Source organism: Butyrivibrio sp. AE3004 (assembly GCF_000703165.1).
Taxonomy (GTDB): domain Bacteria; phylum Bacillota; class Clostridia; order Lachnospirales; family Lachnospiraceae; genus Butyrivibrio.
Genome location: NZ_JNLQ01000002.1, coordinates 2,505,548 through 2,528,949 on the forward strand (window position 1 = coordinate 2,505,548; position 23,402 = coordinate 2,528,949).

20 protein-coding genes are annotated in these 23,402 nt (G+C 39.8%); 1 reads left to right on the forward strand and 19 read right to left on the reverse strand.

Annotated features, from left to right (window positions below; all coding sequences use genetic code 11):
• The first annotated feature begins 110 nt into the window (after positions 1-110).
• Positions 111-713, forward strand: coding sequence for a TetR/AcrR family transcriptional regulator (locus BV60_RS0113820; RefSeq protein WP_029322661.1), 603 nt, complete (start codon positions 111-113; stop codon positions 711-713).
• A 264-nt stretch (positions 714-977) separates the two neighbouring features.
• Here BV60_RS0113820 and BV60_RS0113825 read toward each other — a convergent pair whose 3' ends face one another.
• From BV60_RS0113825 to wecB, 19 genes are all read right to left on the reverse strand, one after another.
• A complete protein-coding gene (locus tag BV60_RS0113825) occupies positions 978-1,652 on the reverse strand; it encodes a hypothetical protein (protein ID WP_156036092.1) in 675 nt (224 codons plus the stop codon).
• Between the two features lie 312 nt (positions 1,653-1,964).
• Entirely contained in the window at positions 1,965-3,143 is a 1,179-nt protein-coding gene (locus BV60_RS0113830; protein ID WP_029322664.1) for an acetyl-CoA C-acetyltransferase, read from the reverse strand.
• Positions 3,144-3,314: 171 nt separating this feature from the next.
• Positions 3,315-3,728: a fibronectin type III domain-containing protein gene (locus BV60_RS0113835; RefSeq protein ID WP_029322666.1), complete on the reverse strand. Its 414-nt coding sequence runs from the start codon at positions 3,726-3,728 to the stop codon at positions 3,315-3,317.
• 48 nt (positions 3,729-3,776) lie between these two features.
• Complete coding sequence (locus tag BV60_RS0113840) at positions 3,777-4,106, reverse strand: hypothetical protein (RefSeq protein WP_029322668.1); 330 nt, start codon at positions 4,104-4,106, stop codon at positions 3,777-3,779.
• Positions 4,107-4,361: 255 nt separating this feature from the next.
• The gene (locus tag BV60_RS0113845) at positions 4,362-5,294 is read right to left on the reverse strand and encodes a hypothetical protein (RefSeq protein WP_029322669.1); all 933 of its coding nucleotides are present in this window, start codon (positions 5,292-5,294) and stop codon (positions 4,362-4,364) included.
• Positions 5,295-5,540: 246 nt separating this feature from the next.
• Positions 5,541-7,847, reverse strand: a complete 2,307-nt coding sequence (locus BV60_RS0113850) for a glycogen/starch/alpha-glucan phosphorylase (RefSeq protein WP_197029565.1) — start codon at positions 7,845-7,847, stop codon at positions 5,541-5,543.
• A 227-nt stretch (positions 7,848-8,074) separates the two neighbouring features.
• On the reverse strand, positions 8,075-9,064 hold the full coding sequence (locus tag BV60_RS0113855) for a LacI family DNA-binding transcriptional regulator (RefSeq protein ID WP_029322672.1): 990 nt from the start codon (positions 9,062-9,064) through the stop codon (positions 8,075-8,077).
• A 97-nt stretch (positions 9,065-9,161) separates the two neighbouring features.
• Positions 9,162-10,214, reverse strand: coding sequence for an SGNH/GDSL hydrolase family protein (locus tag BV60_RS0113860; protein ID WP_029322674.1), 1,053 nt, complete (start codon positions 10,212-10,214; stop codon positions 9,162-9,164).
• Positions 10,215-10,336: 122 nt separating this feature from the next.
• Complete coding sequence (locus BV60_RS0113865) at positions 10,337-10,951, reverse strand: VanZ family protein (RefSeq protein ID WP_051656742.1); 615 nt, start codon at positions 10,949-10,951, stop codon at positions 10,337-10,339.
• Positions 10,948-12,381: an FxLYD domain-containing protein gene (locus tag BV60_RS0113870; RefSeq protein WP_029322678.1), complete on the reverse strand. Its 1,434-nt coding sequence runs from the start codon at positions 12,379-12,381 to the stop codon at positions 10,948-10,950. The genes BV60_RS0113865 and BV60_RS0113870 overlap by 4 nt, the downstream gene beginning before the upstream one ends.
• A gap of 103 nt (positions 12,382-12,484) precedes the next feature.
• Positions 12,485-13,642 carry a FecR domain-containing protein gene (locus BV60_RS0113875; RefSeq protein ID WP_029322680.1) on the reverse strand — a complete coding sequence of 386 codons (1,158 nt, stop codon included), beginning with the start codon at positions 13,640-13,642 and terminating at the stop codon, positions 12,485-12,487.
• Between the two features lie 178 nt (positions 13,643-13,820).
• Positions 13,821-17,474, reverse strand: a complete 3,654-nt coding sequence (locus BV60_RS0113880) for a DEAD/DEAH box helicase (protein ID WP_051656743.1) — start codon at positions 17,472-17,474, stop codon at positions 13,821-13,823.
• Positions 17,475-17,589: 115 nt separating this feature from the next.
• Complete coding sequence (locus BV60_RS0113885) at positions 17,590-18,390, reverse strand: hypothetical protein (protein ID WP_029322684.1); 801 nt, start codon at positions 18,388-18,390, stop codon at positions 17,590-17,592.
• A gap of 4 nt (positions 18,391-18,394) precedes the next feature.
• Positions 18,395-18,943 (reverse strand): helix-turn-helix domain-containing protein, encoded by a 549-nt coding sequence (locus tag BV60_RS0113890; protein WP_029322685.1) that lies wholly within the window; start codon positions 18,941-18,943, stop codon positions 18,395-18,397.
• A gap of 71 nt (positions 18,944-19,014) precedes the next feature.
• On the reverse strand, positions 19,015-19,746 hold the full coding sequence (locus tag BV60_RS0113895; RefSeq protein WP_029322687.1) for a hypothetical protein: 732 nt from the start codon (positions 19,744-19,746) through the stop codon (positions 19,015-19,017).
• A gap of 96 nt (positions 19,747-19,842) precedes the next feature.
• Positions 19,843-20,184: a helix-turn-helix domain-containing protein gene (locus tag BV60_RS0113900; protein WP_029322689.1), complete on the reverse strand. Its 342-nt coding sequence runs from the start codon at positions 20,182-20,184 to the stop codon at positions 19,843-19,845.
• 166 nt (positions 20,185-20,350) lie between these two features.
• Positions 20,351-21,238, reverse strand: a complete 888-nt coding sequence (locus BV60_RS0113905) for a nucleoside hydrolase (protein WP_242840984.1) — start codon at positions 21,236-21,238, stop codon at positions 20,351-20,353.
• Positions 21,239-21,278: 40 nt separating this feature from the next.
• Positions 21,279-21,950, reverse strand: a complete 672-nt coding sequence (locus BV60_RS0113910; RefSeq protein WP_029322692.1) for a hypothetical protein — start codon at positions 21,948-21,950, stop codon at positions 21,279-21,281.
• 244 nt (positions 21,951-22,194) lie between these two features.
• On the reverse strand, positions 22,195-23,301 hold the full coding sequence (gene wecB, locus BV60_RS0113915) for a non-hydrolyzing UDP-N-acetylglucosamine 2-epimerase (RefSeq protein WP_029322693.1): 1,107 nt from the start codon (positions 23,299-23,301) through the stop codon (positions 22,195-22,197).
• Between the last annotated feature and the right edge of the window lie 101 nt (positions 23,302-23,402).

Here is a 23,402-nt window from a genome sequence, read left to right on the forward strand (position 1 = left end):
TTCAAGTCTTCCTGAACTCAAAAATGAAAATACGTTCAGAAATAAATTGTTTTTCTAAAAAACAGAAAAAATTAATATTGTCTACAATATAGTTGTGATAGGATAAAGTTATGGGAACATGGGATTCTAATAAGAAATTGAAAATGGATTCTCTTTTGAATACTTCATTCGAACTGTTTACTTCAAAAGGGATCAATCAGACATCAATATCCGACATTGTTAAAAAAGCCGGTGTTGCAAAGGGAACCTTCTATCTGTATTTCAAGGACAAATACGATATAAGGAATCGTTTGATTGCGCGAAAATCAAATCAGCTTTTCGGAGTAGCTTATGAGGAACTTTTGAAGGAAGACCTTCATAGTATAGAGGATAAGATTATTTTTATGATGAAGCATATTCTGGTTGAGCTTTCAAACAACCAGATGCTTTTGTCTCTTATTTATAAAGACCTCAGCTGGGCCCTCTTTAAAGAAGCAATGTCCACAAATATCGATGCGGGAGAAACCGATTTTCTGCACATCATTACCCAAATGTTTGAGGAATCGGAAGTAAAATACAGAAATCCCGAGCTTATGATGTTTCTGATAGTTGAAATGGTCAGCTCCGCAGGCTACAGCTCTATTATATACAAGCAGCCGCAGCCACTTGACGAGCTCATTCCCGAGCTTGAATACGCTGTTCGCGGCATAATGAGAGAATATGAGATTCACTAAGCGCTCTACTTGGTCAAATCACATACTACTGCTTTCTATGGTGTGGCAAATCCTATACTACTGCCTTCCACCTCTGGGGGCTCACGACATCCGGGGGATGTCGGCTTTGCGCGGACCGAAGCGGAGCGGAGACAGGTGTCAGCTTTAGCTGACGGATGAGGGCTTTATGAACAGTAACCTTTTAAAAGTCTTCACCCCTCATAGACTATACCGGGATAATCAAAAACGGTACTCTTAACTCAAATAGCTAAGAGCACCGTCTTTTTATTTTTTATTCAGATTTCCAAAAAACGCATCCCCCGATCCGCCGTTACCGTTATTCCCCCCGGGTCCTCCGAAATCGTCATCTCCGAATTCATCAAAATCATCTTCGTCGAAGTCATCATCATCTGAATCATCATAATCCTCATCCGAGTCTTCATCGTAATCATCTTCATCAAAGTCATCATCGAATCCGTCGTCCTCGTCTTCATCTGCGTCGTAGTCGTCTTCATCTAAGTCATCTTCTTCATAATCGTATTCGTCGTCCTCCGCATCATCAAGATCTTCGTATTCATATTCCTGATCGAAGTATCCCTCTGCCTCCAGACGTTCTCTGACATCTTTGTCGAAGTCCAATTCGAAATCGCTTGGGTCAATTCCGGCATCCTCAAGCATGCTTCGCCTGCCGTCCTCATCCGCTCTTAAAAAGTCATCAAAATCAAGACCGGCATTACAGACCGCTTCAACAAGTTCAGCATCCACATATACGGTAAAATCAGCTCCGTCACCGTCAAAATCATCATCCACATAGGGAAGATCTTCAGGAAAAATGGAGAACATTTTACCATTTTCATCAAAATCAAGGGGGCCGAAGCCTCTTCCAAGGTTAACGTTCATAAAACCCTCATCCGTCAGCTTACGCTGACACCAGTCTCCGCTCCGCTTCGGTCCGCGCAAAGCCGACATCCCCCGGATGTCGTGCGCCCCAAAGGGGGGAAGGCATTATTATTTTGATAGCTCGAAAATACCTCGCTAAGTGCCTTTTGTTAGTTCGTCTCTCGCTTCGCTCGATCGAACAAGGTAAAACACTAAGCTCGAAAATACCTCGCTAAGTGCCTTTTGTTAGTTCGCCTCTCGCTTCGCTCGATCGAACAAGGTAAAACACTAAGCTCGAAAATACCTCGCTAAGTGCCTTTTGTTAGTTCGCCTCTCGCTTCGCTCGATCGAACAAGGTAAAACACTAAGCTCGAAAATACCTCGCTAAGTGTTTTACCTTTCTACAATGGCAGCAGCACCCATACCGCCACCAACGCAAAGTGTAGCAAGGCCCTTCTTGGCATCACGTCTCTGCATCTCATAAAGAAGTGTTACGAGGATACGACAGCCTGAGCAGCCTACAGGATGTCCAAGCGCAATAGCACCACCATTCACATTGAGCTTACTAAGGTCAAATCCAAGATCCTTGCCAACTGCTACTGACTGAGCTGCAAAAGCTTCATTTGCCTCGATAAGATCAAAATCTGAAATCTGGTAGCCTGCCTTAGCCATAGTCTTCTTGGTTGCAGCAACAGGACCGATACCCATGATACGAGGCTCAACACCTGCAAGCTCACCTGCAATCCATGTAGCCATAGGCTTAACACCCAGTTCCTTAGCCTTCTCTTCGCTCATAACAACGATAGCTGCAGCACCGTCGTTGATACCTGAAGAGTTAGCAGCTGTTACCATACCATCCTTCTTGAAGGCGGGACGAAGCTTACTGATATTTTCCTTTGTAACACCGGGTCTTGGGCCTTCGTCTTTATTGAAAATTATTGTTTCCTTCTTTGTCTTAATCTCAACAGGAACAATTTCCTCATCAAATACGCCGTTGGCCTGGGCTTTCTCACACTTCTGCTGACTGTTTGCAGCAAACTCATCCAACTCTTCTCTTGTAAGTCCCCACTGCTCACAGATATTTTCAGCTGTGATACCCATGTGGAATCCACCGAATGCATCTGTAAGAGCATCCTTTATCATGGTATCAATGAGCTCACCATTATTCATTCTGTAACCAAATCTGGCATTCTGAAGTGCGTATGGTGCACGTGACATATTCTCTGTACCGCCTGCAACGATGATATCAGCATCACCCATTGAAATAAGCTTTGCAGCAAGGTTTACACAATGAAGGCCTGATCCGCAAAGAACGTTGATTGTTGTAGCAGGTACCTCTACCGGAATTCCTGCATTAACAGCTGCCTGACGTGCTACGTTCTGACCTGTACCAGCCTGTATTACACAGCCCATATATACTTCATCAACCTGCTCCGGCTTAACACCTGAGCGCTTTAATGCTTCCTTAATAACAATTGTTCCAAGATCCGGAGCTGAGATGTCCTTTAATGCACCTCCCATAACACCGATTGCTGTTCTACAAGCTCCTGCCAAAACTACTTTTCGTGCCATGCTTTCTTTTTTCCTCCTTATTATAAAAAAAGTTTTTATTGTTTATTCCGGAATATGTAATGAAAATCCCGGATAGAATCTCCAATCATTGCTAATAGTACTAATATTATATCAAATGCTCTATGATTAGTAAAAAATCCGAGAACCTAAAAATTCCCGGATTCTTATTGATTATTTTATCTTTGTACTCTTTACATTTGACCAGCCTGAATAGTATTTGACGTTGTTATGCTCAGCATATGCTCTGATTCTGAAGAAATACTTCTTATGGCTCTTGAGCTTACTTATTATAACCTTCCTTTTACTATTTCCTGCATTTTTCGTCTGTCCCGCTTCGAATGTTTTTGATTTTACATTCTTTCCAAATTTCTTATCGGTTGAATACTCAATCTGATAACCGTTAACATCTTTTGCTTCCTCAAAGGTAACCTCTGCCTTTTTCTTATTTTGAGACTTTACCTTGGTTATTTTTCCACTCTCTGATACGACGTAACCCTTAAACTCTGTTTTTAATTTGTAGCTCTGCTTTTTACTCTTATCACGGGGGCTTTCACTCTTTACTCTGATGTAATATGTGCCTGCCAAAAGTTCTTTCGTATCTGTACCTGTCCAAGGTGACTCATCTACATTTGGCTATCCTGTATTCATGACTCTTTTTTCCGTGTCAGAGTTATTGAAAACATCTACCTCTAAATGGCTGGTATTTTTTACCATAAGACCAATCTTAAACGTACCATCTGCAGGCAATGTAACCTTATAGAAGTCCTGACTGGCAACACCTATTTCATTCCAGTCCGTCCAATCCATATTAGCGGGTACCTCTATTGCAGTATCAAATGTACTCCCGCCTGCTGCCTCAGCAACAATCATAGTTCCCCTGTTAATTCCACCGATTGGACTAACTACCATTGTTAATGCAAGCAGCAATCCCCTAAATCTGCTTAGTATTTTTCTTTTTTTCATCCTCTTATTCCCTCTTTTCCCTCTTTTAGATGTAATGACATTCCGAACACATTTTCATTTTCGGGTTCAGAAAGCCATACAACTTCTCAAGTATATCATAAAGAATCTGATATTTGGTAATATTTTTTTCTAAAAATCGTTATTAAAATACATCCCCACATCATGACTTTTTGCGCACAAAAGTAGAAAAAGGCAGCTGTAGACCGCTCTACAACTGCATTTAAAACCACTTATTACATTTTTGCTATGTTCTCATCAAAGCAACGACACCTTTTTAGACTCATCATATACCTTAAGCATTTTTTTCCGGAATTCTTTATCTAAAATAGCTTTCTTCGCATCCTCATCTCTCCCCTGTTCAAGAAGCCAGTTAAGCATATCTGTAATATTTTTCTCAGCATCATCATAACCATTCCCGTAGCCATCATCATAACCATCCTCATATTTTTCCTGAGCGATAGTCTTATAATGTAGTTCTTCATCATAATCCCACATTTCCATTTCCACTACCTCTTTTCTGTGTTTCTCAAAGAAGTCCTTTAAAATGCCGTTTCTTATACAATCATCAATTGCTTTATCAATGGCTCCTCTTACGGCCTCATCCCTGTCTTCAATTTCCGCAGGAATCTCTTTAATATATTTTCTCACGATAGCCACGAAAATACTATAATTTTTTAAAGTTCCACATGCTGCCATAAGTTCGGGATTGTGCCCTTCGTTGACATTAATAAGAGTAACTATAAGCTCAAGATCCGGAGATTCCTCATGTTTTTCGAACTGTTCTGATAGTCGGTAAATCTTTTTATCTTCCATAGGCTCAGTTCCATTGTAAAACACAAAAAACTTTGGTGATGGAATTTTAATAAGTTTCGACCTATAAAGGTCATCTTTCTGAGTCATGCTTTTTAAAAGCTTTGCTACATAGAATAAATCCCTTAATGGCATGTTGGGACAGGGTGTTGACTGATGCTCAAAAATCCCAAGTTCGTAATTGAATATAAAGGATACATCATTTTTTACCTTCATAAATGTGCTGTCGCCTATGGTATTGATAATCATGTCATCAGGATTATCATAATCTGTACCATTAAGCGCATTGTACAAGGAGAGAAGCTCCTTCTTGTCATTAAACAACATCCTGAAGGTAGCATCCTTGTATTTCGGTGTTATTAAATTGTCCTGTTTCAAATCATTCTCCTTTTTTAAATAGTTTATTGTGATCCAATGTGATTTCATAGGCGAAAAGCCCTGATACGCTGACATGCGTAATAGATTGAATACCTGCTGAGTTTCGCAGATTGAGAATAGAATAACAAAAAGAAATCCGGAAATCTTTAAGATTATCTTAAGATTCCCGGATTATGAAAGATTAATTCATTTTAATACGATTTTCAATATAACTTATATAGTGTCCAGCGGTATACTGTCAAAGAATTAAAGCTTCCAGATATCTCTGTTATACTCTTCAATTGTTCTGTCGGATGAGAAGAAACCTGCCTTCGCAATGTTTGTAAGCATCATCTTCTTCCACTTGTCACGATTCTCATAATCTGCAAAGATAAGATCCTTTTCACGAATATAATCCTCGAGATCGATAAGTGTCATGAACCAGTCCTTATTAAGGAGCTCATCCTGGAGACGCTTAAGGTTTTCCTTGTGGCCTACTGCAAGGCACTGCTTAGATGTAATAAAGTCTACAGCCTGCTTTACTACCTTGCTCTTCTTATAGTAATCCTTTGAAACATAGTCAGCCTTCTTGTAATGAGCGATAACTTCGTCTGCGCTGATACCAAAGATGTAAATGTTGTCATCGCCAACAAGATCATGGATCTCTACGTTTGCACCATCATCTGTGCCAAGAGTAACTGCACCGTTAAGCATGAACTTCATGTTACTTGTTCCTGATGCTTCCTTTGATGCAAGTGAGATCTGCTCAGAAACATCACATGCGGGAATAAGCTTCTCAGCATAGCTGACATTATAGTTCTCAACCATGATAACCTTCATGTAAGGTGATACATCGGGATCGTTATTAACGATCTCCTGCAGGCAAAGGATCAAATGTATAATATCCTGTGCAATAACATAAGCAGGTGCTGCCTTTGCGCCGAAGATAAATGTGATCGGACGAGCAGGCTTCTTGCCGCCCTTGATTTCCAGATATTTATGGATAATATAAAGGGCATTCATCTGCTGACGCTTGTACTCATGAAGTCTCTTAACCTGAATATCAAAAATTGACTCCGGATCAACCTCAACATCCTCATGTTTCTTAAGGTAAGCTGCAAGCTCAACCTTCTTCTGATGCTTGATATCTGCAATCTTATCAAGTACAGCCTGGTCACCGGCAAACTTCAAAAGATCCTCGAGCTTGTTAGCATCCTTCTTAAAGCCATCACCAATAGTCTCTGAAAGGAATTCTGTCAGCGGATGGTTGCAGGACATGAGCCATCTTCTGAAAGTAACACCGTTAGTCTTATTGTTGAACTTTTCAGGATAGAGCTTGTAAAAATCATTAAGCTCTGAGTTCTTCAAAATATCTGTGTGGATAGCTGCAACACCGTTTACTGAAAATCCGTAGTGGATATCGATAAACGCCATGTGTACCTTCTTATCCTTATCAATGATCTGAACTGCGGGATCCTTAACCTTAGCGCGGATTCTCTTATCAAGCTCCTTGATATAAGGAACAAGCTGAGGAACAACCTTCTCAAGGTACTTAAGTGGCCATGTCTCAAGTGCCTCTGCAAGAATTGTGTGGTTTGTATAAGCGCATGTCTTGGATACAACATCAATAGCCTCATCCATTGTGAAAGCCTTATCCTCAACAAGAATTCTGATAAGTTCAGGGATGATCATTGTAGGATGTGTATCATTGATCTGGATTACAGCATGCTTATAGAGCTCTCTAAGGTCATACTGACGTTCCTTCTGCTCTCTTAAGATAAGCTGTGCAGCGTTGCTTACAAGGAAATACTCCTGGTATATTCTAAGAAGATTACCTGCCTCATCTGAATCATCGGGATACAGGAAAAGTGTAAGGTTCTTCTCAATCGCCTTTTTATCAAAAGTGATTCCCTTCTTAACAAGACTCTCATCAACTGTCTCAATATCGAAAAGTCTGAGTTTGTTAACGCCTGTGTCATATCCTACAACATTCATGTTGTAAAGTCTGGAAACAACCTTCTTCTTTCCGAAAGCTACTTCGAAAGTGGTGTCTGTCTTTTCAAGCCATGACTCCTTCTCAATCCATGCATCCTTCTCAGCTGTCTGTAGGTTGTCCTTGAACACCTGATGGAATAGTCCGAAGTGGTAGTTAAGTCCGATACCCTCTCCGGCAAGACCAAGAGTTGCGATGGAATCAAGGAAACATGCTGCAAGTCTTCCAAGACCGCCGTTACCGAGTGAAGGCTCGGGCTCGCACTCCTCTATATCTGCGAGATGCTTGCCATTCTTCTCCAGAATCTCGCTAACCTTGTCATATACTCTTAAGTTTATAAGGTTGTTTGAAAGAAGCTTACCGATAAGGAACTCCATTGAAATGTAGTAGATCTTCTTCTCTCCACCCTCGATCTTGGCTACATTCATAAGGCGGCCTGCATACTCAAGAAGAACTACGTATGTCTCCTGGTTGCTAAGGTCCTTAATTTCCTTGCCAAATTTCTCCTTGGAAATCTCAAGAAGGGCCTCCTCCATATTTGTTACCAGTACATCCTGCTGTAAATTAGTGTGCTGACTCATTTAATCCTTCCTTTCAAAACTAATTGACTAATTGATTCTGCATTTTTGCAGAAAACGTTTTCTCATGAACTGGAAATATCATATCACATGAAAACGTTTTCCGCAATAGGGCAAAAAAAAATTTAAGAATTCTATAAGAATTCTCAAATTTTTCATTATCTCGCTATTATCTTATTAATATGAAGGAATAATGTTTTCGCCAATAAAGACTTTATTTTAGCAAAAAGTTAACAGATAATATCCTCATACTTCATGCGCACAAGTTTATGAGGAAGACGCACACGTCTTCCTGATGAGCCGTTAAGAAGTCTGTTGAGTTCACATACCGCCTCGGCTGCGACATTTGCGAAATCCTGTTTTACGGTATTCATCTGTTTTCCCACATATCCCATAAGGATGATTCCGTCAAATCCACAAACAGGCCGGAAAATATCCATGTCCATCAGAGCCTTCATGGCACCTATTGCCATAAGATCAGAGCCACAGACAACAATATCCTTATTCTTTGCATACCTAAGAGCTATGTTTCTGGCTTTAAGCTCGGAAAAATCTCCGTTTCTTACAAAAAGCTTAAGCTTCTTCTTTTTGGAAAGATCCTCCATCGCCCTGATTTTCTCTTCTGTTACGAAACTGTTTCTCATTCCGGCAATGTAGAGAACCTTGTTCCCTGTATTCTCACTTATTGTCTTCCAGGCAACATCAATCTGAGCCTGATAATGATCGATTCCGACAACGGATGTACTCTCGTTACTGTCAGGTCCGTCAACTACAGCTATTTTAAAGGTCTGTGATTCTATAAGCTGATGCAGAACCTTATCATCATTGTTCATTCCGAAAACAACTATTCCGCTTATGCTCTGTGATGCGAAGTATCTGATCATCTCCTCGAGATTCATTTTTTCAATTGTGGAGTAGAAAACAGTGATGCAGTCCAGCTGCTTTTCCTGCGCCATTCCAAGAGCTCCGGAAATATACTGCATATCTATCTCATCAATAGCCTGGGTTTTCATGTTTAACTTCAAAAGAAGTGCAATCCTCCCTGAACGCTTTGAGGACAAAGCAGCAGCAACCTGATTAGGCACAAAATTAAGACGGTCCACCGCCTCCATAACCTTTTTCTTTGTAGCCTCACTTACATTCGGGTAATTGTTCAGAACCTTGGAAACTGTTGATATGGCAACCCCTGCTTCCTTTGCCACGTCTCTGATAGATACCATTACTACGCCTCGCAATAAAAAAGTTTTTTACTAAGCCTAGTTTATCAGATATTAAGGCAAAATTAAAGAGACCTCGTTTCCGGGGTCCCTTAATCTATCACACTTCTTCGATGAAAGCTTCCTTAGCAGAAGCAATCTGATTCATATAATATTTGTAGAGCGATTCATATGTAGCGTTGTTGTAATGAAGTCCGTCACCTGTTGAAAAGCCGTTGTTCTGAAGATATGAATATCCGTCAAGCCAACCGATCCTGCTGTCAAGCCCGCTCTTAAGCTCCTTATTGAAGTTCTCTATATCATCATTGGTAATTGTTGGGTAATTACTTACCGGAGTTACAGCAGCATAGAAAACCTTTGCTCCGGAGCGAATCCAGGAATCAGCCTTCTTATTAACAAGTGCAATGTATTTCTCTACGTTATAAAGATCATTTACACCGTAGTTAATAATGATAACGCTTCCCTCGCCTACGCTCTCATCAATCTGGGGAACAGCCTCGCTTGAAAAGAAGTTGTATCCCTCACCGACCTTGGCGATCCATTCATACTCATCTTCCTTAACTGCCTGACTCATCTGAACAGTACGTGAATCGCCTGCAAATATAAAATCAATACCGGGTTCATCCTCCTGAAGGTAGTCACAACTAATATAGCCTACCTCATCACCGATCATTACCTGATACCAGCCATTGTCTGTCTGTCCGAGAACTTTTACCTTGGTGTCTTTACCGATCACACCGACCTTATCAAATTCCGTACCTGCTCCGCTTCTAATATTAACGCGGTCATTTGAATAAAGGTTCTTTTCTTCCTCAAAAACAGTTATCTTATATTCTGCCTGGGTGGAATTGTCTTTTAAAAGATTGAGGCTTTTACTATCGTCTGAAGTCTTATCTGCTTCCTCAGCTACGATAGTCTTTATGGTATTAACAGCCTTGGAAGTCTTTACTATCTCTTTAGCAGCAACAGCCTTCTTCTCAGCTACTACCTTAACCTCTTCAGTTTTTGCAAGTGCTGATAAATGCGAATCCATAATAACCGCAACAAACTCAGCTATGAGCACCGCCACCAAAAGAAGTGATACAGCGAAGATGATCCTCGTCAGCGGTTTTGCACTCTTTGTCTTTGTGTTCCTGTTACCTGTTCTTTTCATATAAGAAATACTCCTTGACAAAAATGGAGAAACAAGTCAATAAGGTTACAAATGTATATTTAAAAGAAGGGAGCCACTTCGCTCCCCATAGTTTGAGATATTACTCCAATTTTACAACAACGTCAAGTTTTTGTAACATTTATTTTATTATTTTTTTTGAAACACTTGTAAATGATCAGGTAAATAACCCAGAGAATTCCCCAAATTATCCAACCGATTGCTCCCCCCAGAGTATTGGTAACAACGTCATCAATCTCTGCTATTCCAAGCTTAAAGAGATACTGAGTATTCTCTATAAAGCATGAAAGCACCGCACACGTAAGGATGCAGGCAATAGGATTCCTGAAAATTTTAAAAGCACCGGGAAGCAGTATTCCCATCGGAATAAACATGATTATATTCTCAATAAACAGTGCTTTCCTTAATGTAGTATTACCCCAGGAAGACCAAAGATGCAGATTTACTCCGGTGTTTACGCCCGGCTCCCTGCTCATAAAAACAATGAACAGTACCGCTGTCAGATAGATCAGTAGCGCAAATACAGCCGTAGCATGTCCTGCTCCCAGCTTCCTTTCACGTTTCAATTTTTTACAAATTATTACATATAATAAATACATTACCCCATAGATCAGGGCAATGGCTATTCCAACATGTGTATATTTTGTAACTCGTGCTATATCTGTAAAGATTCTGTGTATCAGATCTGTGTTTTCTATTAATATATCCAGAATTATCATTTTGCGTTAACAACTTCCCTTGCGTATATTACGCACTGAACAATATTAGAGCGTTGCTCCCTGGTAAGAATATAACTTACGCCAAAGCTCTTTTTCGCTCCTTTATAAAAATCCGTAATCGAATCGGCACCTGCTGCTATGGCATTACCTCTGCGGTCAAGCGCAATAACCGTAACCGGAACATAATCGATATTTTTGTCGGTAGAATTAGTTACATCCGCTGATAAGGTGAAATATCCGCTTGCATTACTTCCATACATAATATTGGAAATATCGAAATCCTTGCGCGGTTCACCTACACATTTTTTAACATCAAGATCAGGCATGATGAAATACTCATTAACCCTGTAAAGTGAAAGTCCGGGATACTCGACCTTCTCGGGCTCTGCATTGCCGTCAGACACAGCTCCTGCTGCCTCCGTATCTTCACCTGTTACCGCATCACCATTACCTTTACCTGCAGCGTCTTCTGAAGAGGTGCTATCTGCGTTTTCACCGCCCTCTGCTGCAGCTTCATCTGATTTTTTATCAGCATTTTCCTTAGTATCAGCTTCTGCCTCTTCCGATTTATCTCCGGCATCATCTGTTTTCTTATCAGCATCCTTGGCGTTCTTGTCATCTATAGCATTATCGGCATCACTGCTCTCGTCTGAAGGCAAAAGCTCAGTGCCTCCACTATTCTTGTCAGCAGACTCCACTGTAGTTGTGTCAGCCCCTGCCATAAGGTGTTCGGCATCCTTTTTAATAGTAAGCGAAGACGTGGTAAGTCCTTCCTCAATGAGTGCTTTTTCAAGCTCGTCTATATCTATCGCATTGACGTCCTCCCCATTTGAAGGCGTATCTGCGCTGTTTGCTTCTCCGGGTCTTGGTGAATCACCCTTTAATTCATCCTCATCGATGGTGACACTGTCTTCCCTTGTTTTTATATGACCGTAAGGAACGTAAAAATACCCTTTCTCTCCGGGCGCAATGATATCCGGCACTGCTCTTACAAAGTCATAGGAATCAACAACCTTAAGATATCTGTCTTCTATATTAAAAACAGATTCCTTTCCAAGGTAAAGATTACTTGTTCCAACATTTTCCACGGTAACTACCGCATGAAAACCTGAGTAAAGTCCGTCATCCTCATATACAAGATTTGTTCCTGTTATGCGGTAATCAATGTTCTCTGCTGCATCATCTCTCATTACAACTGTGGAGCCATCTTTGCCATCCCAGTTCTCGTTCTCGCCATATTTGAAAATCCAGTTTCCGTCGCTGTCATAATAGTCCGAATTATCAAGTACATCCTCCGCCGAAGGGGCCTCATTTACCTGCTCTGCAGTAACAGTAGCCGGATTCTTTTTTCTATACATATAATAAGCACCGAAAATAAAGCCACCCAAAAGTGTTACTATCAGTGCAAATGTTGTCAGTGCATACTTCATATTTATCCCCTCAATAAACAATTTTCTATTATAGAGTAGCAAACATCCGGGATGCGTTCAATATTTTGGATTGTGAACTTTTCGTGACAAATTGGATATGATTTTAGCCGTTTTCATCAAAATAGTTTATAACAACCTTTTCTGCCCGGGGACTCGGAATCTGAACTTCAACACTCATTCCCTTCGGGTTAGAGTCCTTCATACTTCCGGTTCTGTAGGGTTCATCCTTCCCCCGATTACTTCCGGAATTATGATTATTCCCATTATTATCAGAGGTGCTTTGATTTCCAGAACCACCTGAAGTTCCTTCACTGCGGCTTTGCTCTATGCTTACATTCTCAGGAACAATAATCACGTTTCCTTCCGTAGTGTAAGACAGTTTTCCCTCGGAATGATCCTGCAAAAAATCCATCTGAATGGCCTTTTTTGCGTTATCCTTAGCCTTCGAGGATGTGGAATTTACTTTTTTCTTTTCATTCTTAAGCTTCTGATTTACTGCTGACTCTGTAAGATTTCTGAAATCCAGACCACTCTGCTGAAAGACCTTGCCGGCAAGCCCCTTGTCCCTGTAAAGCTCCTGGAGAACAAAGCCCCTTATGGCATTATTTTTTATGTCCTCAGTAACTATTTTGCAATCATTTTCCGCATCCCCTGTCAGATAAAAATCTGCAGACTGCCCTGCAAGGAGAATAACCGTCTTGCTCTCTCCGGATTTAAGACTCGTAATCTTGCAATGAAGACTACCCTCAAGAAGACTAACCCTTGTGTGTCTTACATCTATTACTTCAACCTGCGCACAGGTACCCTTAATTGACATAGCCATATTCGAGGTTCGCACATAAAAAGTCTCATTAGCTGCAAGTGGGGATGTTACATTGAAAAAAAGATTGCCCGCATTTAAAAGCACCTCATATCGGCCACTGCGTTTTCTCACCTCAGCCTTCGTAAGGGCATCGAGCTTCACACACTTTGTACTGTCAAGATTGACATAAGCACTGCTATCCTGCGCCGTTGCGATAACGCTTCCGTTTGCAAGGCGCATTTTGCTTGTCACATTAGACTTTTTACCATTGACATCTATAACACATATATTTCCGGTTCCGCCAACAAGTCTCATGGCATTCTCGGCTTCGCTCTTATTCTCAGCTACTACCCTGTCTCCGGAAAACAAAACCACTATTATGAACGCAACAAGAAGCGCAAGTACTCTCCTACCTACGCGAGTTGCCCTGTATATCGTATAATCGTATACTCCCCTCATAGCGCCACCTTTCACAAACGCTTCTTCTCTATATTAAATAATACGATATTTTGATAAGCAATGGTATTAAATAACTGTAATCTTTTTATGAACTCACAGGCTTATAATTTCATGACTTCTTGAACACATTTTCCTCTTGGCGGTCAAGAAGTCATGAACTTTTAAATCAAGGCATGAGCTATCCCAAAAGCTCCATGAGCTGCTCCTTCGACATATTTGTTATAGATTCGTTATCACCGCTCAGGATAGCATCTGCCAAATCTTTTTTGGCATTCTGCATCTCCACGATTTTTTCTTCTATAGTATCCTTAACTATCAGTTTGAATACCGATACCATCTTAGTCTGTCCGATTCTGTGCGCCCTGTCCGTAGCCTGATTCTGTGCAGCAAGATTCCACCAGGGATCGTAGTGAATAACAACGTCTGCACCCACAAGATTAAGCCCGGTACCGCCTGCTTTAAGTGATATTAGGAAAAGCGGAACCTCGTTTTCATTGAAGCTGTGAACCAGCTTTATCCTCTCCTCCTTAGGAGTCTGCCCTGTTATTTTGTAATACTCTATGTGGTTTTCCTTTAAGTCCTTTTCAAGAAGCTCAAGCATAGATGTAAACTGTGAAAACAACAGAATCTTGTGCCCGCCGTCCATTGCACTTTGTATAAGCTCAAGACATGACTCACGCTTTGCAGACTCGCCCTCATAACCTGCAGTTATAAGCTCAGGATCACAGCAGATCTGCCTGATCTTTGTAAGCTCTGCCAAGACCTTTAACTTATCTTTTCCTGATTTGTAATCCTCACTTTGAAGAAGTTTCTTCATATGCGTAACCTGGGCATCATAGAGCTTTCTCTGCCTGGAATCAAATTTTGAAAACCTTATTTCCTCAATCTTATCGGGAAGATCCTTTAACACATCACCCTTCAAGCGCCTTAGAATAAAAGGGCCAACCATATTCTTAAGCCTGCGGGTCGCCTCCTCATCCTTAAACTTTGTGATGGATGTTTCAAAATCATCCCTGAAACGCTCATAGGTATATAAAAATCCCGGCATCAGATAATCAAAAATGCTCCAGAGCTCGCTAAGCCTGTTCTCAATAGGAGTTCCGGTGAGCGCAAACCTGTGCCTGCTTTTTATAACCTTAACTGACTTTGATACCGCTGCGGACGCATTTTTTATGTACTGCGCCTCATCTATGATTTCATAATCAAAGGACTGATTTTCATACATCCCTATGTCTCTCTTAAGAAGATCGTAGGAAGTCACAAGAACCTCAGGAAGTGTTTTCTTTGATAACAGCCTTTTTCTCTCAGCCTGCGTGCCTGTAATTGTTATCACATCAATTTCAGGAGCAAAGCGCTTAAACTCTTCCTCCCAGTTGTAGACCAAGGATGCAGGACACACTATCAGTGCAGAAAGTGCGCCGTCATCCATAGTTTCTTTTTTATAAAGCAGCATGGAAATAACCTGCAAAGTTTTCCCAAGTCCCATGTCATCTGCCAAAATTCCGCCAAAGCCAAGCTCGGATATCATCGTAAGCCATTTAAAACCGTACTTCTGATATCCCCTAAGAATCTTATCCAGTTTCCTGGGCACATCGATATCGGCATCCTTGATGGTATTAAAATTCCTGATAAGATTCTTAAAATTCTTATCCCTGTCCGAAGCAATCTCATCGTGCTCCTCAAGGAGCTTGTTTACATAAATTGCACGGTACATCGGAAGGTGAAGCTTTCCTTTTGTGAATTCCTTTGCAGAAATACCCATTGCCTGCATGGTTGCAACAAGCTCCTCCAAGGTATCATCCTGCTCAAGCCTTATGAATTCACCATTCCTTAGCCTGAAAAACTTCTTCTTTTTCCTGTAGCTCTCAAGAAGATCAAGGAGCTCACCCTCAGACATGTCCTCCGTTGAGACGTCCAGATTAAGTATTCCGCTTTCAACGGATACTCCAAGCCTTACCTGAGGAGCCTTTCTGATCTTTAGCTTTTCGAATTCCTTGCTGGCTCTCACTTCGCCAAGAGCCATTAGTTCCCGCAGTCCTTCGCTTAAAAGGCCAAAGGTATTTTCTCCGTTCTTTTCACAGCTAAAGGTCTCACCATCCTCACTCTCATCCTGCAGATAGTCCCTTAGCGTAAAAAGCGCGCTCTGTTCAAAATGTATATCTCTCGATTCCGGCAAAGGATAATCCTCATCTCTTAGCCTGTGAACAAAAACTTCATCCTCGCCGTAGCTTGCCAGAATTCTTCCTGTTATAAGATCCTCATCTGCATCAAGATAAAAAGTGAGCTTACACTCCGGTGGCAAATACTTGTCAATATCACCATCATCAGGCTCGAATACGTTTATATCAGAGCATTCCATCATCTGCGGAAGAAGCCTGTAATAGAACTCCGCAACATGCTTTTTTCCAATCGTAAATTCAGAAACACCGTCGTGTGCATTGTCCAATAAAAGTTCCATCATTGGTGAGAGAGACTCTATCCTTGTGAGTATTCCCTTAGACTCATCAATTGCGTAGTCATACTCTTTACCACGGAAAATAAGCGGAATCTTCGCCTCTATAAACAAGCCGCTAAATACCTTATCATCGTCCAAAATATTGTTAATGTAAACATCCGCAGAAACTTTGCTGCTTCCAATTTTGAGTTTCTTTGCATTCCCGTTTCCCGAACGCAGAAAGCCTTCAAATTCCAAAGTCTCACCCAAGGAAGCATCATAGAACATATCAAGCTGATCTCCTGTAAGAGTCAGCTGATCTTTTATCATAAAAGGATCATCATAATAGTAGGGACCCATTTCATATCTGTCCCTTAAATAGTCCATCTCTTTTTGAGCGGCTTCAATAATTGAATAGTATTTTTCTGACTTCTCATCAAAATCATTATCCATAAAAGAAAGAATATAGCTCTTTCCAAACTTCATACTGCCATGATTTTTTTTCGCAGAGATAAGCTCCGGAATACGCTTTAAGACATAGAGCTTTTCGATACCGATTTTAAAAGATACAGACAGCTCCCTATTCTCCTCCATACCGGATAACCTGATCCTAGGGCAAAGTCGTATTATCTTCTTTTTAATTACGTTATCTTCTATTTTCCTGTTACCGGTAAGCCTCTTATAACCTGAGAGAATCCTGCTGCCAACAAAATCCGTATCATCTCCGGGATTATATTTTGCAATATATTTATCGGCAAGAAGAAGGAGTGCCACTCTGTGCTCGCAAAGCGTATCGTATCTTGGCGTATAATATCCATAGTCGCTAAAGTTCCTGTGCAAATAACTACATCCATGACCTGTAATGTGATATCTGTTAAAGGATACCTCGATAGTAATCTCTTTCCCGTCTTCGCTGATACACTTTCCCTTGAAATCTATGGCAAGCTCTCCTGAATACGATTCAAACCCGGTTGAATAATAAAGATCCGTATCGATTATCTCGACCTCATCTCTATCTATAAGCTCATGAGCTTTTTCAATGGTTTCTGAACTGATATCAGTATTTTCAAAAATCGTCCTTACATTAAAATAAGTCCGCCCCTTGTCGGACTCAAAGCTCTCTCCTACCATGGAAAGATCAGTATTTTCCTTTTCCCAATAACACATTACCGCTGCCATATGCTTGCAGCGGTAACCTTTCTGTGCATATGCACAGTCACATGAAAAGCGAAAAAAGCCTGAGCGCAGTCCGGTAACCCGGACATTATAAATATGGGTCCCCAGAACTCTCGCCATACAGCCATCCTCAGTCTGTACAAAGCCCTTCACTTTTCCTTTATGAAAATAATCTCTGCCCCTTCGCAGAATTGTAGGTTCAAAATAATTAGTCCAATCCATAATGTATCCTTAATTTTTTCACATGACTTCGTACGCGAAAATGCGTATGATAATCTATAGTTTAATGAATATCATTTTTTATCAAATTCTTTATGCAATTTTGTTCCTATAAGACTTACTCTTTAAACATATACCTATATTTCCTCATCTGTTCAAAAACAATATCCCTTACGCGCTCTATCTCAGCTTGCTCATATCCATATGCCTTATCCAATATCGAGTTAACATCCTTTTTAGAAAAAGTAAACCTAAGCTGTGAGCCATATATCTTCTCAGCAATATCAAGTTGCTCATCAAAGTCCTGGCAAAATGTTTTCGATTCTACTGAATCTATCAGTTCGTACACATCCCCGGTAATAGGATAATCCATCTTGGTATCTGCAAGAAGTCCCGCACCCTGATCAAAAAAAGGGCAATATCTATAGCTGCCATCAGAGCATAATATCACTGCTATATTATGCGTATGTCTATCCTCGTTTAAAAAGAAGGCATCTATAGCCATCATCTTAGACATGTAAACACCAAAGTTCCTTAACCCTGTCAGTTCCTCCGTCTTAGTTACGATAATCCTAAGCCTGTCCTCATGCTCATGTGTCTTATAAATCATACTGTTTAAGCCACTACCATATATGTTTGTAAACAATCGTTCCAAGGTAATGAGCTGCTCACCATCTTTCAAAAAATCTTTACTTGATGCTCCCATGTACACTTGCTTTTTATAGATTATTTCTTCCTGATCATAAGTAACAAACTCCGAAGCATCTAAAGAACTCTTCATCAAAAGATGTGAGACTACATACTCAGTCAAGCCTTCGTAACCAGTATAGTCTGCCTTATACCATATTCCATCCCTTTCAACCTTTAGCTGATTCCCCTTTGACGACTTTCTTTTATCCTTATCATACAGTTCTATCATGCACTTATCTCTCTATCTTTATCCAAAAATTATCTTCTGCCATTCTCCCATCTGTCTTTTCAATAATCATAAGTGGATCATAAAAAGGTATATCCAATTCCTTAAGTATCAGTTTCATCTTATCACGCTCTTCCGGAAAACAACGTGATTTAAGAAATTCTTCATAATCGCTAAAGGATGGATGCTCATTTCTTCCAAATGCACAAAACAACAGGTTATTCGTGTAATTCTTAATTAGTACCTTCTGATTAATCGTATCAACATCAATTATTGTGCATACCGTATCACAATTGTAATACCACAACCTCATCGGATATTTTTTTTCCGGAAGAGCAAGTTCCTCTGCAATATCAGGATGCAGCATAACAATCTGCGCAAGCAATGTCACCGGCCCGGTTATTTCTTTATCCGATGTTTCCCACCTTTCAATCGTAGGTTTTGAAACATTACAAAAAAGAGCAAACTCCGCCTGTGTCATTCCGAGCTTGCCCCTTAATACTTTAACATCATTTGCCTTTATCGAATTTGGTGTGACATATTTATTCTTTCTCATATTATTAATATAACCATCAATATGATGGTTTGTAAAGCGATTTTTACCATTATTTTGATGGTTTGCAATTTCTATAAATCGTTGCCGCTATAACTCTTACGCCATAAACATGTTTCAACATGCTCTTCCGCGCGCTTTTGCATGATTATCTCGCTAATCTCAGAGTTATCTTTATCCGTTTCAATTACAACCCAGTCATCGAAGTATGAAAACACCTTCTTATAGTGATCAAATAACTCATGGATTGGAAAATCCTCTGCTTTCAATTTTATATATATATCCGATTCACTCTCATCCATTTCAGTTTCAATAAAAGTTTTAAATTCCGCATTATTCATATAATAATCTTCAAAAATATGCTTTATAACTTCTCTTTCTATATGCTTTCGTTCATCAAATTCGTAGCTTCTTTCATCCAAATGCTTGTCTATATATTCCAAAGGAACCTTAATTCTGAAAGGTCCAGGAATGACATAATACCATTTATTATCCGTATCATATAAATAACCATAATCAATAAACGCAATTCTACTAAAGATTTCTCTCTCCGTTGTTCCAACCCAATGTGGTTCCCCTGTTGGAACCGTGGTAAACAGCCATCCATAGCCACCATTCTCACTCCCCGGAGCTCCCAAGAAGGAAAACTGACCTAATCCAAATAAATACTCGACACTTTCAGGTTCCGTATACCACTCCAAAAGCTTAGATCCAAGCATTTTATAGTATCCGCCATTTCCACTCCAACCATATTGAACATGCTTCCCATCGTCAAATTTTCTAGCAATAATACTGATATCTCCCATTCTGCGCCTCCTTTATTTATTACGTTACATATATCGTATATACGTTTTATAATAAATAAAGAAAGCACTAATGTCAATTATTAGTGCCATACTTTTTTAGTGCTCTCCACTAAGCGCATTTATAAATCCCATTACTCTTTCCCGTTGCTTATTATCTAATCTGTCAAATTCCACGAGAAGTTCATATTTATCCGTGCCCTCACTAATAACACAATAATCAATCTCTCGTTCATTCAGCCGCTTAGAATCCTGTAATAACTCATATGGTGAAATATTAAGCACGTCACAAATCAGCATTATTTTATCAGCAGCCGGATTTGTTTTCTTCCTTTTCCAATCCGCTACCGTACTTTGGGTTATACCTGTCGCTCGTGAAAACTCCATCTGAGTAATTTCCTTTTCATCCATAATCTTAAAAAGTCTTTCGCTGATAATCATATTCTTTTTCAGAATCCTTTCTTCAAACAGAATCAACCTGCCTGAGGATCTACCACAAATGTTATTTTCTTATCCTTCCACTATTTATACCTAATCTTTGGTATAAATTCAGGGGAGATTAGGTTAAAAAGCCAGCAAAAAATCCATATTGTCCTTTTTGTTACTTTTATACCTTATATGATAGTTCAAGCTTTGCTATGAAGTCTTCAAGAATGTACCTTGAATCAACGTCCGTGTATATTCTGATCTCCGGGTTATCCTCTTTTACCTCAGAGGAAGTGTCCTCAAGCACAAGCGGTGCCTTTGCATAATGATAATGGCCGCAGCCGGGATTTATTGCAATCGCGATAGCAGGTGAATCCCCAAGTGACCAGCTCTCACCCTGCGTCCATCCTGCTCCCTCTGACATATTGTAATCCACCATATTTTTAAACAAATGCTCACCGATTTTTCCGCAGGGCTTTATCCTGCGCTGAATTTCTGCAATTCCGACATTTATCGTTATGTAGACATGAGATGGAACAAGCCATAAATCCACACCACTCTGCAAAACAAAATTAGCAGCCTCAATATCATTAACCGAATTGAATTCTGTAAAAGGAGCCTTACATGGTGCTTCTCCATGAGTCCCAATCCAGATAACTGTCATTCTATCCTTGATCTCGGGACAGATTTTCATCGCCTTAGCAACGTTGGTTATAGCTCCCTGACACAGGATAAAGAACGACTTCTCATCCTCTTTCAATGCTTCCTTAACAATAAACTCAGCACCTTCTGAATCCTTTTCGTCTTCACTAAGAGGTCCGTCCTGTCCATGAAGCACCGGCACTTCCAATTCCATCGCAGCAAGAATAGTCATGATTTCATCATAGCTTTCCTGCATCGAACCTTTCACTTTAAAATGCTCAGCTATAATCCCTTTAACTATAAGCTTAGGACTAAGCAGTGCATGTGCTATCGCAAACGGATCATCCGCCTCACAAGCAGCATCAGTATCAACTATTACTCTTATTTTCTTGTAGTCCGGTATATCGAACAGTTTATTTTTATGCACTTGATTCACGCTCCTATTTAAAAATGAGCCCTTACAACAATTATCGGCTCTTTCCCGCTGCAGGCCTAAGTCTAGAATGAAGTTCTTTTTCAACAAGCGGTAGAAAAATAGCTCCTTGCTTCTCATACTCCTCTTTCAGCGGAAACAATAGTACTGTCAATTTATCTCTAATAAATATCCTATCATCGTTATTCAGCTTTAAGCTATATGTTGTCTTTTTATCATCTCCTGCATAATGCACTTTCATACGTTTTCGTAACGTGCATGACTTGGAACTAACAGAGCCAACGTAAAAGCACTGTCCCACTTTTAAACTCGAACCAACAAACTGTTTCTTTATGTCTGCCCCTCGTTTTTTCTTTTTCTCGTAGATTTCTCCATTCCATGCCATAACTTTATCATTAGATAAAGTTACGGTATCATTCAAAAGAAAAAGATATATTCCTCTGCGCTCAGGAATTGAATCCAAAGGCGTATAATTAGTATTATCTATAGGCACTCCAAACGAACCCGACACTACAACATCCGAAAACAATTCATGCTCACCAAAATCCGAAATGCTTCCGTCATTCTCATTGTAAATGTCATAGCAATTCTCGATATAGTCTGCTGCATCTTTTACTTTATCATTTAACAGGGAAATGATATGCGCCAAATCATTATTCTCGGCACAAACATCAGTAACAGACTTAACATATTCTTTTTTTCTCATAATTTTTCTCCTTGACCATTATTTAGGGAAAAAGATCCCTTAATTAATTGTTCTCAGAATCGTGAGAAAAAAAGACGTTTTTTATGTTTTTTTAGTCTAAGTAAATTGATTTTGAAACATTCACAATTGATTACATATGGCTATTATCACTCGTTAACAACACTTACATTGCATATATATTCTTAGACACAATATTCATAACGAAAAAACCTTCTTACACTTTTTCATGCAACCATTATTTCGTTTAGCTTCTTATCTCTCCAAACTCCAATATATCCGCAATTCGTTCACATGCATGGCCATCCCCATACGGATTACTTGCATGTGCCATTGTTTCATACATATCCTTGTTATCCAAAAGCTTAGTAAATTCTGTATAAATAGAATTCTCTTCTGTACCAACAAGTTTCAGAGTGCCTGCAGCTATACCTTCAGGTCGCTCAGTCGTATCTCTCATTACCAATACAGGCTTACCTAAACTAGGTGCTTCTTCCTGAATTCCACCTGAATCTGTCAATATAAGATATGATCTAGCCATAAAATTATGAAAATCAACTACATCCAAGGGCTCAATAAGTCTTATTCTGTCATTATTTGCAAGTTCTTCATCTGCTATTTTTCTAACTACCGGATTTAAATGTATAGGATATATAGCTTTTACATCCGGATGTTCATCCAATACACGTCGTATAGCTTTAAACATATTATGCATTGGTTTTCCGAGATTTTCCCTGCGATGTGCAGTAATAAGTACCAATCTACTGTCTAATGCCCACTCTAAATATTTATTTTGGTAATCTTCACGAATGGTTGTTCTCAAAGCATCTATAGCTGTATTACCTGTAACATAAATGCTATTCGGATTTTTACCTTCACGTAACAAATTTTCTTTTGCTTTTTCTGTCGGTGCAAAATTATACTTTGCGATAATGCCTGTTGCTTGTCTGTTAAATTCTTCCGGATACGGCGAATAAATATTGTATGTACGTAAACCTGCCTCTACATGCCCAACCGGGATTTTCAAGTAAAAACATGCTAACGCTGTAGCAAATGTTGTCGTTGTATCTCCATGGACTAATACAATATCAGGGTTGGCAGATTCTAATACGGTTCTGACACCATCAAATACCTTGCTTGTAATATCAAAAAGATTCTGCCCTTCCTTCATTATAGATAAATCATAATCAGGAATTATACCAAATGCCCTCAAAACCTGATCAAGCATTTGACGATGTTGACCAGTAACACATACATTTACCTCTATACTATTTCTTCCCTTCAATTCTTTTATAAGTGGACTCAACTTTATTGCTTCTGGTCTGGTCCCAAAAATAACTATTATTCTTCTCATAAATATTTTTCAACCTACTATTCTACCCAAAACGCACCCCCACAAATAACATCTCTATAAGTAGTAATAATCCATTTACTATCCTTTTACGAACTTACACA